Consider the following 14,641-nt stretch of genomic DNA (forward strand, 5'->3'; position numbering starts at 1 on the left):
CTGAATTAGAAAATAACCATCCGGAGACTTACCCACTGCGGTAGTCTAGATGAGAATAAGTTTATCGCCTGGTTTGACATATTGTTTTATGACTTCAGTTGTTTCCAGTGCTGCACGCACTATCCGCATTGGTTCTCGTAAAAGTCAACTCGCCCTAGTTCAGACTTATTGGGTACGAGAACAACTCCAAAAAAGTTTTCCTGACATCACTTTTGAAGTCCATACCATGTCTACCCAAGGCGACAACATCCTGGATGTAGCATTAGCCAAAATTGGCGACAAAGGACTATTTACTAAAGAATTAGAAGTGGGAATGCTGAATCAGGAAGTTGATTTTGCAGTTCATTCCCTCAAGGATTTACCAACTAATTTACCAGAAGGTTTAACCTTGGCAGTAATTACAGAACGGGAAAACCCAGCAGATGCGCTGGTTGTACATGATAAATATAAAGATAAACAAATTGAAACTCTGCCCGCAGGTGCAGTCATTGGTACATCTTCTTTAAGAAGACTAGCGCAGTTACGCCACAAATTCCCCCATTTCACCTTTAAAGATGTGCGGGGAAATTTAAATACACGCTTGAAAAAATTGGATGATGGCGAATACGATGCTCTGATTTTAGCCGCAGCAGGTTTACAGCGCTTGGACATGAGCGATCGCATCCATCAAATTCTCCCAGCCGAAATATCCCTCCACGCTGTCGGACAAGGGGCTTTAGGCATAGAATGTCGTGCAGATGACACAGAAATCATCTCCATCCTCAAAGCTATTGAACACACTCCCACACGCGATCGCTGTCTGGCAGAAAGATCATTTTTACGCATACTTGAAGGCGGTTGTCAAGTACCCATCGGCGTAAATACCGAAATAGACGGTGATAACTTAACTCTCACCGGCATAGTTGCCAGCATCGATGGTCAAAAACTAGTAAAAGACACCGTAACAGGTGCGGCCAAAGATGCCGAAAAGCTAGGAGCAGAACTAGCAGACTTGTTAAGGAAACAAGGCGCACAGGAAATCTTGGAAGAAATATTTACCGAAATTCAAAGAGGTTCCTAAAATATTCGGTAAGGAGATGTGATTAGATCAGTAAGCAGTGAAAACTGACAACTGAAAACAGTAAGTAGAACCAGGGATAAAAACTACCATGCGGATTCTATTCGTAGCAGCAGAAGCAGCTCCGGTTGCGAAAGTGGGAGGAATGGGGGATGTTGTCGGCGCATTGCCCAAAATCTTAAGACAAATGGGGCATGATGTCCGCATCTTCTTACCTTATTACGGGTTCCTCCCAGATAAAATGGAGGTTCCGGAAGCACCGATTTGGAAGGGATCGGTCATGTTTCAGGACTTTGAAGTTTACGAAGGCGTTTTACCTGGTACTGATGTTCCCCTGTACTTATTCGGACATCCTGTTTTTTTACCCCGCCGCATTTATGGTGGTGAAGATGAAGACTGGCGTTTTACTTTCTTTGCCAATGGTGCAGCTGAATTTGCCTGGAACTACTGGAAACCAGAAATTATCCACTGTCACGATTGGCACACAGGTATGATTCCAGTCTGGATGCACCAAGACCCAGATATCAGAACTGTATTTACCATTCATAACCTCGCCTATCAAGGGCCGTGGAGATGGTATTTAGAAAAAATTACTTGGTGTCCTTGGTATATGCAGGGACACAATACAATGGCGGCGGCGGTACAATATGCCGATCGCGTAAATACAGTTTCTCCTACTTATGCCGAACAAATCAAAACCCCTGCTTACGGTGAAACACTAGAAGGTTTGCTCTCTTTCATTAGTGGTAAATTATCGGGAATTATCAACGGTATAGACCTTGATATGTACGACCCCAGTAATGATAAAGCTATTAACCAAACCTTTACTATCGATACTTTGGATAAACGCAAAGCTAATAAAATTGCTCTCCAAGAAGAAGTAGGTTTAGAAGTTAACAGCAAAGCCTTTTTAATTGGCATGGTAACACGGTTAGTAGAGCAAAAAGGCATTGATTTGGTCTTGCAAATTCTTGACCGTTTCATGGCTTATACAGATGCTCAATTTGTGTTATTGGGAACAGGCGATCGCTACTATGAAACTCAAATGTGGCAATTAGCATCCCGTTACCCTGGCAGGATGGCAACTTATCTCCTGTATAATGATGCCCTGTCTCGTCGGATTTATGCTGGTGCTGACACCTTCTTAATGCCTAGCCGCTTTGAACCCTGCGGGATTAGTCAAATGATGTCTTTGCGTTATGGTTGTCCCCCCATTGTTCGCCGTACAGGTGGATTAGTTGATACTGTATCGCACCACGACCCCATGAACACTGCCGGTACTGGTTATTGCTTTGACCGTTATGAAGCACTAGACCTGTTCACCTGTATGATTCGGGCTTGGGAAGGTTTCCGTTTTCAACCTCAATGGCAGCAATTACAACAACGTGGGATGACTCAGAATTTTAGTTGGTATGAATCTGCTAAGGAGTATGTAAAGTTGTATAAATCGATTCTCGGCTTACCAGCAGCAGATGAATAGCCATAACCAGAATTAGAGTCGGCAAATGTTCTTTTTTTTATAGTTCTATTACTCGTGAGGGTACTACTCAGATTCGGTCTGAGGGTTGCTGTTCATGGGTTTTTTTAACGCAAAGTTTCGTAGAGGTTTGGTATGGCAAGTGAATCATCAGGGGAGGAGACGAGTGGAGGCTAAAACTTTTGTAAATAGGGAGTTTTAAGTAGGGAGTTTAAGGTCTATTTTCTGTATTCACTCCCATAAGTTAAATGGTTGCCAATTTGACAATTGGATCGGATATTTTCCTGATTTTAAAAGTGTGAGGCTGAAATAACACTTAGTTAGTAGGTGTGTAATTGATTATGTTAATCAGAAAAGTTAATATTTTTATTTATGGTTTGATTACTTTATTTACTATCCTCAGTTTTAATACTTCTGCTTGGTCTCAATTAGTCGCAGTCTCTTCAAATGTTACTTCTCCTCAGTTGATTTGGCCGACTCAAGGGTCTATTTCTCAAGGGTTCCGGAAATACCAACATGAAGGAATTGATATTGCTGGCCCTTCGGGAACTCCTATTTTTGCGGCTGCATCCGGTGTGGTTGTGAAAGCGGGTTGGGATCATTGGGGATTAGGTAATGCTATAGAAATTAAACATTTTGATCAAAGTGTCACAGTCTATGGCCACAATCGCAGTTTATTGGTTACTCTAGGTCAAAATGTTCATCAAGGTGAAATGATTGCCGAAATGGGTTCTACTGGCAATAGTTCAGGCCCTCATCTGCATTTTGAATTTTATCCTCATGGTCGAGTAGCGGCTGATCCTATGGCTTTGTTGGCATCTGTCACCACAGAACAGCAAGTTTCACCATCACTTCCACCTGCACGACAGCTTACTGAATGCAGTGGGATGACAGTTATCAAAGGTGAAACCAGTAGTAATTTGATTAAAATTTGTCAAGAAAATGCCGATTTATTTTACATCGGGCAGTTAAAGGGCAATTCAACTAAACCTATTAAGATTCCTGCTTGGAATATTGGAAAAGACAAATATCGGGCTGATAATGGTAGTTTTACTTATTTGGTAAACCCTGAAAGTGTTGAAGTCTGGCGCAATGGGGTACAAATTCGGACTGATATTTTTGCTGCTGCCAATTGATGGAAGAATTGAACTTTTTCGCTCCTGGAAATCGGATTATTATTGTAATTTTAAATAATCTAAAATTAAAGAGGGGAAAATTAAATGATTCTCGGCAAGTTTTAGAGTTATTGCACAAAGGAGCGGATTATGGACTACATGGCTTATTCTCATATGTTTATGGCCAATGAGGCAGACAGTGGCAATGTTGAAGATGATATACCTCTTTTGGAATTGGACTGGAAAAAACTTTTTGGTGGTTCTGCGATCGCTACAGGTAACACCAAGAATTTATCTCAACCAAAATTCCACTGGCTCAATTTTCTCAAATCTTCTGCTTGGTTAGCTTTAGCTGGCATGAGTATATTTTTTGCTACCCTCACCCATGCCCAGACTGCTAATGTATCCACATCAACATCCTACGTAACAACTAATGGTAGTTGTTTGCGTGTTCGTGAAGATGCCAATCTTAACTCTCGCACCGTTGATTGTCTCCCTAATCGTACTCAAATCAGAACCACCGAAATTGTCAATGGTTTCGCTCGGTTGTCACCCAATAGATTTGTTTCTGCGAGATGGATTGGTAGCACCCCTAATAATCGTCCTGTGAATAATGTTGGTAGTACAGGTGGCCGAGTTCTGCTCAGATTCGGCTCTCGCGGTCAGGCGGTGAGTGATGTCCAAAGAGCTTTAGGTGTGCAACCCACTGGTTATTATGGCGAAACCACTACTCGTGTAGTCCGACAATTTCAATCTCGGAATAATTTACGTGTTGATGGTATTGTTGGCCCCCAAACTTACAATGCCATTTTTAGAAATAATAATTACACTGGTAGCAATACCGGTGGACAAATTCTGCTCAGATTCGGCTCTCGCGGTCAAGCGGTGAGTGATGTCCAAAGAGCTTTAGGTGTGCAACCTACTGGTTATTATGGCGAAACCACTACTCGCGTAGTCCGCGAGTTTCAAGCTCGGAATAATTTACGTGTTGATGGTATTGTCGGTCGCCAAACTTACAATGCCATCTTTCGACGCTAACTAGAAATAATTGTCCACAATTTCTAAGATGCGTTCGGCTGCATGGCCATCGCCGTAAGGATTTATGGCGTTTGCCATCGCTGTATAAACTTGGGGGTAACTGAGCAATTCACTAGCAGATTCCACAATCTTCTCCGTTGTCGTCCCTACAAGTTTAGCTGTACCGGCACTAACAGCCTCTGGCCTTTCTGTGGTATCTCTGAGAACCAATACAGGTTTTCCCAGGCTAGGGGCTTCTTCTTGTAAACCACCAGAATCAGTTAATAAGAAATGCGATCGCTCAATTGCTCCCACCAGTTCGCCATAATCTAAAGGTTCAATCAAAAATATCCGGGGATGATTCCCTAAAAGCGCTTGTAATGGTTCTCTTACCGTGGGGTTACGGTGCAATGGTAACAGCAAGGCTGTATCAGGAAACTCATCTAATATCTGTAAAAATGCTGTGGCGATCGCTTGCAGTGGTTCACCCCAATTTTCCCGCCGATGAACTGTGGCTAACAATATGCGATATGAGTCCCAGTTTAAACCCGGTACATCACAAGCGGGTTTCGTTGCAGCAACATTGAGTAGTGCATCAATCACAGTATTACCTGTAATATGAATTTCTCCCAAAACCCCAGAACGTTTTAAGTTCTCCGCCGCCCAAGGAGTAGGTGCAAAATGTAACTGAGTCAGTTGAGAAATCAGCCGTCGATTCGCTTCTTCTGGATATGGATTCCATAAATCATCAGTTCTTAACCCCGCTTCTACATGACCAACGGGGATTTTTTGATAAAATGCTGCCAAAGCTGCCGCAAAAGCTGTAGTTGTATCTCCCTGAACTATGACTAAATCCGGCTGACTTTTGTGGAATAATTTTTCTAAACCTTGTAAACTTCGGCAAGTAATATCATTTAAAGTTTGCTGAGGCTGCATAATTTCTAGATCATCATCAGCCTTGAGGTCAAATAACTGCATCACTTGTTCCACCATCTCACGATGCTGTCCAGTTAAAATTACCTGCAAGTCAAATTTTGGCGACTCTTGAAATACTTGAATGACTGGAGCCAGTTTAATTGCTTCCGGACGTGTACCTAAAATAATGCCAACTTTCTTTTTAATAGTCATTTTGAGAGGAGAGAACAGGGAACAGGGAACAGTTTAAGCTATCTGAGTATCTTTAATTTCCTGTATCCGACAAGAAAAAATGCAAGTATTTTGAGACACCATAAGCTAAAACCTTGCACTTTTTTGTGATAAAAATCCGCCAAAACCTTATTAATAAAGGGTTTTATCTTTATCCAACAAGCCCTAAATATATATCGTCTATGGCTGCTGCTTTAGCTAGTTTGATCAAACTACCAAAAACTTTAAAAGGTTGAAAATCCCCTATCTCCAAAATAGCGGGACTTTACATCAAAATATGAAAAAACCCGGCTTGACCGGGCAGATGCTCTGTTTGTCGAATTTATAAAGAATCAACTATGCTTCGATGTCACAAGTCAAAGGACAAGCAGCATACACAGAAGTCTGCATTTCCTCCGCTTCTCCATTTAACCAGTTCAACCACTTGACCTGATTCGGGTGTATACCCTTAAAAGTCAACACACCAGCAGCAATCATTACTGCCAAGACATTAAACATGATTAAACCGCCTGATACTAGCAAAACTGCACTAACAGGCATGACAGATTGTAAAACAATTGACAATAAGCATCCGATTGTAGCCATTACAAAGACTAATGGAAAACCGACAACCAGCAAGCATACTGCCAACGTGAAAGTCCAAATCAAAAAACTTTTAATCATCATCAAGGAGTAGGTCTTTCCTAGATTAGAGCTTTGAGCCAAAACCATGACTTTTCCTCCTAAAAAAAATACAGCAAGGTTTTTATTTCAGTCATATATCGCTTCTTACGAATTAACTGAGTTGTTCGATTGAAGTTTCAGTATATAGAACCCTATTCACAAGATGAGCATTTTTTAACTAAACTTTACACTTGATTTTTGATAATGATCAATGTAACGTGAATTTCACACGTAGTTTTTCACCTAGCTTATGCCATCTATCTTCAGGAATAGAGGCAAACACAGCTTTCCTCTGTCCGTGGGTTTTCCATTCCTTAATTCAGTTTTGGTTAACATTTCTTATAAGAATTGCCCCCGGCTCTCATAATTCTCATCAAAGACTGACAATTTTATCGCAGTTAGTTAAGAAGTAAGGCAATCGGGAAGATTTGGAACTGCTTGGTAATTAATAACTTGGCAGAAATACGACTTCTGCTGAAGTCCAATATCTATTATTTGAGATGAAATTTGCTCACTGAGGATATTCCATATATAAATATACTTGCAATAATCCTTATATATACTGTAGGACTTAGGTGGATGTAATGTGTTAAACAAGTCTTGTATCAGCAAGAATCGGAAACACTATTTTTGGGGCTTAAAAATATACAAGTATGAAAAATATAATCTAACGAATTTACTGCCTGGCAATTATCAGTAGCCTGTTTCCAGGCTCTACATTAGCCACAAGACGATTTTTCCGGAATTTCAGTTGTTTAGTTCCCCATCTTAAAGTTATATGACAGAATCCAAGGTTCCACCCAATTCCAATTCTGCCCCTTCCCAAAAGGTGCTTATACCGCCACCACCTCCAGCGTTTGTGCCACCACGCCAGTCTACACAAACTCTGGATATGTCAGGGAGTCAAAGTTCTAGCCATCGTCCGGGTACTCCGCCGCCAATGCCTAGTTCTGTAACTCCCAAAACAACCTCTAAGACTAGCGCTGCGAAGATGACTTTGGCGGAGATTATTAGACAAGCCTATGATTTAGAATACTCTGATGTTCATTTGGGAGTAGATGAAGTTCCTCGTTTCCGCAACCGGGGAGAAATTCAAATGACGGATTATCCTAAAACCGATTCGGATACTTTTATGGGTTGGTTGCGGGAGATATTGACAGATGCAGAAATTCAGCATTTTCAAGAACATTTAGAATTTGACGGTGCAACTCAGTATGAGTTTGCCCGTGTACGGATTAATGTTTTTGGTACCATGAGGGGCTATGGAATGGTGCTGCGGTTAATTCCTCTGAAAATTTTGTCGATGGAACAGTTGAGATTACCGACAATTTTTCGGGATATTTGTCACTACCACAAGGGGTTAATTTTGGTGACTGGTCCGACTGGTTCTGGTAAATCAACGACAATGGCGGCGATGATTGACTACATCAATCGAGAGATGCCGAAACATATCATCACCATTGAAGATCCTATTGAATTTGTCCACCAAAGCCGTAAATCCTTAATCCGACAACGGGAAGTAGGAATGCACACCCGGAAGTTTGACAATGCTTTAAAAGCAGCTTTACGGGAAGATCCAGATTTAATTCTGGTGGGGGAAATGCGGGATAAGGAAACGGTGAATACTGCTCTGAAAGCGGCTCAAACTGGTCACTTGGTTATGGGAACTCTGCACACCAATAGTGCGGTAAAAACTATTGAACGGATTCTTAATCTTTATGCAGGTGAAGAACAAGACGCAATGCGGGTGGCTATTTCTGAGTCTTTGGTTTCAGTAATTGCTCAAGGTTTATGCCGCACAACTGATGGTAAGCGGGCGGCTTTTCACGATATCTTGATTAATACTGAGGCGATTAAGGAATGGATCAAAGATGGTAAGTATGATGAAATTACTGAGCTGATGAAGCAAGCCAGTTTTGACGGTATGATTACCATGAACCAATCTTTGCTGAATCTTTACCAAGAAGGTCGGATTACGGAAGAAACGGCTTTGGAAATGTCACCCACTCCTAATGAAATGGCACAGTTTCTCCGAGGAAGAGTTTAGATAAAATAAGGGATAAAACTTTGTTTTTCCTCAACCCTTTAACTGACTTGACTACAGATAAACTATCTAAACCGCAGTTGTTTAAAGGCATTGCTCTTTTTACACCGGGAGGAGATTTAATTTACTGCATCGACCCTAAGAAACAGGGTCGATGGCACTTACACTTGTGTGGTGCTTTGCAGGAAATTTTAGACTTGCCAGAACCGCCTCATTTCCTAGTACCTTGTTATACTGCAACTATTGACCACTGGTTAGATCCACAGACTCATCAAGTCCGCACTTTTGCTGAGGCTTATCCAGCTGTGATCCGGAATCAAGCTGTGCTGAATGCGATTTTTGGTACAGAGTTGGTTTGGCAAACTGCACCTTGGCAAGAGGGTTTGTGCGATCGCATGGTACTGTCTACTTATCGCTCCACCTTTCCCCAACTTTGGGAAGACCATGATTTAGTTGTCGATTTGGATTGCTCCCAAGCGAAACCAAAATATTATCCACCAGTGATGGCGACAGAAAAGTTAGAGTTGGAAGGGGAATGTTACGTTTTGCGCTTGTTTGTGGCTGGACATAGTATGAATACCCAACGCATTCTTCAGAATCTCCACGAAGTTTTGGAGCGATCACTGGGGTATCCTTACACAATGAAAGTGATTGATGTTTTAACGAATCCCGAACAGGCTGAAATTGATCAAGTTTCAGCTACTCCCACCCTTGTGAAGGTCTGGCCACGACCAATTCGGCGCATTGTTGGGGATATAGATAATGTGGATAAACTTTTACAGATGTTAGGTGCTACAGAAAAAATTTAAGCAGTAATTCATAACATGAAGTCCTACTAACTTTTTGTACCTGCACAGGTTAAGGGTAGTTGTGTCTGAGTAGAAGGATGATTTGCCACTAACTCAATTTTTCCTTCCGGATTCATGCGCCAAGATGTAGCTTGTATCAGCACTTCTGATGATGAAGGTGTTTGTGCTGTCACGGAGCTATTTTGTTGGTATGTGGAGAGATCACGGACATCCGACCAAGTGCGTAGGCGTAGCCCGTCGTAGACATCGCTCCAAACTTGTTGATTGGGATTTTGCGGTATACCACCTCTACCAGTGGCGACAAAACTACTACCTTGATTACCAGTACAACCTGTAGCAATTTGTTGGGAAGGGTCGGTGACATTGGCAGGTAGTTTGACTAAACCAGAAGTTGGGTCAACTCCAAAATTATTAATGTCCACTGTACCACTAATCCCAAATTCGGAACTCGCTGTGATATCACTTTCCGGGGTGAGTTGGTTGCGGAATTTGATTCCAAATAAACCCTGAGTTTGAATATCAATATTACCACCAGCCCCTTCAATCGCATTGGCAGTAATATCGCTATTGTCTAAACCAATAATAATTGGGGCATTAATGGTGATGTTGCCGCCTGTGGCTGTATCAGTGGCATTGGTGTTAATTTTACTCCCATAACGCATCAATAAAACATCAGTATTGAGAGCAATATTACCGCGATCGCCGGCGGAGACTTCTGAAAGTAGACTACTTCCTTCCTCCATTTTGATCCGGTTAGCATTAACAATCAAATTACCTGCATTACCACCGCCTGTATTACTGACGGAAATTTGCCCATGATCAAGAACATTGAGTCGATCCGCCACTAGATTAACTGAACCAGCATCAGAGGTGGTAGTAGAAGCCGCCGTAATGGTACTTGGGAGAATGTGACCATCAGTTAAGGGTTGGGAATTACCCTCTACGGTAATATTATTGACTTGCAGATTAACGTTACCCGCCGCACCAATGCCATCTGTGGAGGAGGTAATTTGTCCACCGTTAAAGACGCGCAAACTATTGGCTGTCAGGTTAATATTGCCCCCTTTGCCTGTGGAATTTTGCCCTACTGCTACAGTAATACCACTAAGGGCATTGCTAAAAGGATCAACTACGGGATCACTGACTTCTACATTAGTAGCTTGAATCGTGATATTCCCAGCTGTACCTCTACCTGCGATCGCCGCATTCGGACTGCCTGCGATCGCACTGGAGATAGTTCCACCCCCTGCCAAAGCGAGTTGTCCGACGTTAATCCTAATACTGCCCCCTTGACCATTAACAGAGTTTTGAATGGAACTAATAATCGCAGTGGTAACGTTCATGCCTGTGCCGCGAATATCCAGACTCTCAGTCGCCGTAACGGAGATATTTCCAGCCTTACCCGTCGTGAATGTAGGGAAGAGTGGATTGCCCAATAAATCGGTGCTAATACGCCCCCCATCAAATAGCCGTATCCGTTCAGCCTCCACCGTAATTGCACCACTGTCATTCTGTTGTCCTCCCACAACTAGCGTTGTAATTGCCCCTGAGACATAACGACCTGTAAACGGACTGGGAAATGGTGCAGAACCACCGATTTCTATATCTGTGGCACGAACCGTAATCTTGCCTGTTCTGGCATTGTTGATCGGCGCGAAGGTAACAAAGTTAGCACCAAAGTTGAAGGAGTTGATCCATGCACTATTAGCAAGGCGCAATCGTGGAGTTTCAACCGTGATATTCCCCGCAGTTGCACCACTATCAGTCACACTAGTCAACAAGCCAGGAGGGTTATAATTCCCGGGATGAGAAACACCCAGTAAATCTATAAATTCTGTGGTGTTGACGGTAATACCTTGCCCTTGCCCATTTGCACCAGTGGAGGATTCTATATGTGAGCCATCTTGCAAGGTTAACCCACGCCCCCGAATATTGATTGCACCCCCAATCGCCCCACTGGTATTGATATAGGAGGACTGACTCAAGGTAATGTTGCCCCAGGTTGGCGATGGGGATGAACTGTCCAATTGCCAGTTTCCAGATGTGGGTATATTCACCGTGCCATTTTGCATCGCCCACAATTCCACACGGCTATCCGGTGCAGAGATGTTGGCACTATTGATATCCACTTGTCCCCCAATCAGTGCCAGGGTTTGATTCGGTGCGATTGATAATGTAGGTGTCGGAAAGAAGATATTGTTGGCAGGTGGACCTTGGACTTCGATGACTGGGGTGGGCTGTGCCAAAACTCTCCCATGACTTCCCATCTGCAAACCCACGGGTACACTCATCGTCAACAACGGTGTTGTAGTTGGATTTACAGCACTAAATTCTGTGCCATCGGCAAATTTAATACTATTTGCTGTCGTCCCCACAAAGGAGCCACTAATATTCAAGCTGGCATTTTCCCCAAACACAATTCCATTGGGATTCATCAAAAATAAACTGACTAGGTTACTACCATGAAGCGTGCGAATTAACCCATCAATATGAGAAATATTTCCACCTGTAACCCGACTAAATATAGTTGTCGTATTTGGTGTGTTTGTTAAATCGAAAGTGGCTGAACCACCTGTTGGTATGGAAAAATTACTAAAGCTGTGAAATAAATTATTCCCGGAAGCACTACCGTTGGTAATTATGAAGTGATTCCCATTTTGAGAAATAGTAGTATTAAGACTGCCATTTGAGTTAATTTGAGCATTGGCAAAGTCGATGCTGAGGAAAATTCCTAATGGTAGGAGTATGAGATTTAGTAATATTTGACTGCCGACATTCCAGCCTACCGCAAGCATTTTCATTACATAATTTCCTTTGATAGTAGTTTTCTTAAAATAGTAACCAGAGATAATCACCAGGATATGCACAATCGATTTTAGGATGGATGATTCGGTATGGCGGAACAGGTCAAAGGCGATTGTACTTGTAGAGAAGAGTGGGTTGTAATTAACTCTACTTGGCCTTGATGATTACGATGCCAGCCTGTAGCCTGGAGTAGACTTGGTGAAGATTGCGGGATTTGAGCCTTGGTATTGCCTGTTATCTGGTATGTAGAGAGATCACGGATATCCGACCAAGTGCGATCGCTCCAAATTTGTTGATTGGGATTTTGGGGTACACCACCTCTACCAGTGGCGATAAAACTACTACCTTCGTTAACCGTACAACCTGTAGCAATTTGCTGGGATGGGTCAGTCACATTAGCAGGTAGTTCGACTAAACCAGAGTTGGGGTCAACGCCTACTGTATTGATTTGCACAGTGCCACTAATACCCAATTGAGAACTGGCGGTAATGTCACTTGCCGGTGTGACTTGTTCTCGAAACTGTAAGCCAAACAAACCTTGAGTGGTGATTTGGATGTTACCACCGCTTCCCTGCACTGCGTTAGCGATAATATCACTGTTTTCTAAACCCACAATTACCGGAGTGTTGAGTGTAATATTGCCGCCATTACCTGCTGCTTGAGCTTCTACAGAAATTTGGCTGCGATCGCGCATGAATAATAATTGTTGAGCATTGAGCAGCAAATTACCACCGTTTCCAGATTGTGTGGCGGCGGAAATCGTACCGGCATCAGTGAGGAAAATTGAGTCAGTATAAACCTCAAAATTACCTGCATTACCTGTACCTTCATTTTTCACCCCAATGTCAGCTCGATCCATGACCCGTAATTGAGGTGTGATTAAAGCTACTCCTCCGGCATTACCACTAGGAAATTCAGGTAGTAGATAAACTGCACGGGTGACAGGATCGAGGCGCAGGGCGTTAGATCCGATATTGCTACTCAGCATCCCATTTGGTGATGTACCACTGACTTCAATCAAATCTGAAGCGACAATCTGGACATTCCCCGCATCGCCTATAGCGCCAGTTGAGGAGGTGACTAAACTACCATCTCGCACTGTTAATTTACCTGTGGTGATTGTCAAATCTTCAGCATTACCGAAACCTATTGTAGATGATGTGATGGTGGTGGGCAGAAATGTCACATTATTAATTCCAGACACATCTATTGAGTCTGAAGCATGAATTTTGACATCGCCACTATTACCAGTAAACAGAGTAATTGACCCAAGAGTAGCACCACCAGCCATTGTGAGTTTTTGGGTAGAAATAGTCACATTTCCCGCCCGTCCCGCACCCTCTGAACTAGAAAAAATTGATGTGGATAATGAAGGATCAGCAAGTTTAAATCCCCTAGCTGAGATAGACTCAACCGCATTGACTACAATATTTCCACCTTTCCCTGTACTGCTGTTGAAAGTGGTGATTCTTCCTCCATCTGCTAAATTCAGTTTTCCAGCTGCATTAATCGTAATTTGATCGAAGGAGAAAACACCTTCATTGACAGTGGAAACATCTGAAGCGTCCAAGTTGATATTTTGACCTTGGATTTGTATCGTACTATTTCCCAAACCCAAGCCTAATACTTGTGCATTTTGAGTCAAATTGATGTTGCTAAATGCTTCTACCTGAGAATAATCAAATGTCCATCCTGGGGGTGCTGGGGTGAGATTAACTTGTCCTGAATTGACGCTACCAATTTTAATCAAGCCATCAAAGGTTCTGAGAACCCCACCTGTGATATCAATGTCATTTCCCAGTAAAGCCAGGGTTTTACCTGCATCTACTTCTAAGCCTATGGGAGTTTGAGGAATACCATTATTGGAGTTTTCCAGGGCGATCTCACCTGAATTTTGCCCAAACTGTAAGCCCACTGGTACACTCATTGTTAATAGCGGTGCTGTTGTCGGGTTGCTTGAATTTAATTCCCAACCATCAGCAAACTTAATGCTGGTTGCAGTTGTACCTACAAAAGAGCCAGTTATATTCAGTTGGGCATTGGGTCCGAAAATCATCCCGCTAGGATTGATCAAAAATAAACTGACAGGGTTGTGGCTATTGCTAATTTGCATCAAGCCATCTATGTAAGAAATACTACCTCCAGTCACACGACTAAAGATAGTAGATACATGAGGTGTATTGACTAAATCGAAGGTGGCTATACTCCCGGTAGGAAGATTAAACTGACTAAAACTGTGAAATAGGTTACTGTTGGCAGGGCTACCGTTAGTGATGGTAAAGTTGTTGCCAGTTTGGGAAACCGTGGTGTTGAGTGTCTGATCTGGAGTGATTTGGGCTTGAGCGAAGTTACACCATAAAAGTATTCCACTTGTCAAAACAACATTAACTAAATTCACGCCAACAGAGGATACTTTCATTAGTTTTGTTCCCACCAATCAACAGGTATATATATAGGGTTTGCTGAAAAAGTCGAGAAAAAGTTGAGGAGAATTGAGTAGGTAATCAG

At 42.5% G+C, this 14,641-nt stretch carries 10 protein-coding genes; 6 read left to right on the plus strand and 4 right to left on the minus strand.

Features of this window, described 5'->3' with window-relative positions; genetic code table 11:
* The first annotated feature begins 88 nt into the window (after positions 1–88).
* From hemC to ACM0OP_RS13815, 4 genes are all read left to right on the plus strand, one after another.
* Entirely contained in the window at positions 89–1,060 is a 972-nt protein-coding gene (gene hemC, locus ACM0OP_RS13800; RefSeq protein ID WP_414528988.1) for a hydroxymethylbilane synthase, read from the plus strand.
* An 88-nt stretch (positions 1,061–1,148) separates the two neighbouring features.
* Entirely contained in the window at positions 1,149–2,537 is a 1,389-nt protein-coding gene (gene glgA, locus ACM0OP_RS13805) for a glycogen synthase GlgA (RefSeq protein ID WP_414528989.1), read from the plus strand.
* A 338-nt stretch (positions 2,538–2,875) separates the two neighbouring features.
* Positions 2,876–3,670, plus strand: coding sequence for a M23 family metallopeptidase (locus ACM0OP_RS13810; protein ID WP_414528990.1), 795 nt, complete (start codon positions 2,876–2,878; stop codon positions 3,668–3,670).
* A 138-nt stretch (positions 3,671–3,808) separates the two neighbouring features.
* Entirely contained in the window at positions 3,809–4,687 is an 879-nt protein-coding gene (locus ACM0OP_RS13815; protein WP_414528991.1) for a peptidoglycan-binding domain-containing protein, read from the plus strand.
* Here the strand turns inward: ACM0OP_RS13815 and wecB are convergent, their stop codons facing one another.
* Positions 4,688–5,794, minus strand: coding sequence for a non-hydrolyzing UDP-N-acetylglucosamine 2-epimerase (wecB, locus tag ACM0OP_RS13820; RefSeq protein ID WP_414528992.1), 1,107 nt, complete (start codon positions 5,792–5,794; stop codon positions 4,688–4,690). It lies immediately after the preceding gene.
* Between the two features lie 354 nt (positions 5,795–6,148).
* Positions 6,149–6,523, minus strand: coding sequence for a hypothetical protein (locus ACM0OP_RS13825; protein WP_414528994.1), 375 nt, complete (start codon positions 6,521–6,523; stop codon positions 6,149–6,151).
* A 730-nt stretch (positions 6,524–7,253) separates the two neighbouring features.
* Here ACM0OP_RS13825 and ACM0OP_RS13830 point away from each other — a divergent pair.
* Together ACM0OP_RS13830 and ACM0OP_RS13835 are read left to right on the plus strand one after the other, a co-directional pair.
* Positions 7,254–8,522, plus strand: coding sequence for a type IV pilus twitching motility protein PilT (locus ACM0OP_RS13830; protein ID WP_414528995.1), 1,269 nt, complete (start codon positions 7,254–7,256; stop codon positions 8,520–8,522).
* 20 nt (positions 8,523–8,542) lie between these two features.
* Positions 8,543–9,328 carry a circadian clock KaiB family protein gene (locus tag ACM0OP_RS13835; RefSeq protein ID WP_414528996.1) on the plus strand — a complete coding sequence of 262 codons (786 nt, stop codon included), beginning with the start codon at positions 8,543–8,545 and terminating at the stop codon, positions 9,326–9,328.
* A gap of 26 nt (positions 9,329–9,354) precedes the next feature.
* On the opposite strand, the gene ACM0OP_RS13840 is transcribed toward ACM0OP_RS13835, so the two are convergent.
* Complete coding sequence (locus ACM0OP_RS13840; protein ID WP_414528997.1) at positions 9,355–12,129, minus strand: two-partner secretion domain-containing protein; 2,775 nt, start codon at positions 12,127–12,129, stop codon at positions 9,355–9,357.
* A gap of 74 nt (positions 12,130–12,203) precedes the next feature.
* Positions 12,204–14,552, minus strand: coding sequence for a two-partner secretion domain-containing protein (locus ACM0OP_RS13845; RefSeq protein ID WP_414528998.1), 2,349 nt, complete (start codon positions 14,550–14,552; stop codon positions 12,204–12,206).
* Positions 14,553–14,641: the final 89 nt, after the last annotated feature.

This window comes from Nodularia chucula CCY0103, from assembly GCF_963923915.1.
Lineage (GTDB): Bacteria > Cyanobacteriota > Cyanobacteriia > Cyanobacteriales > Nostocaceae > Nodularia > Nodularia chucula.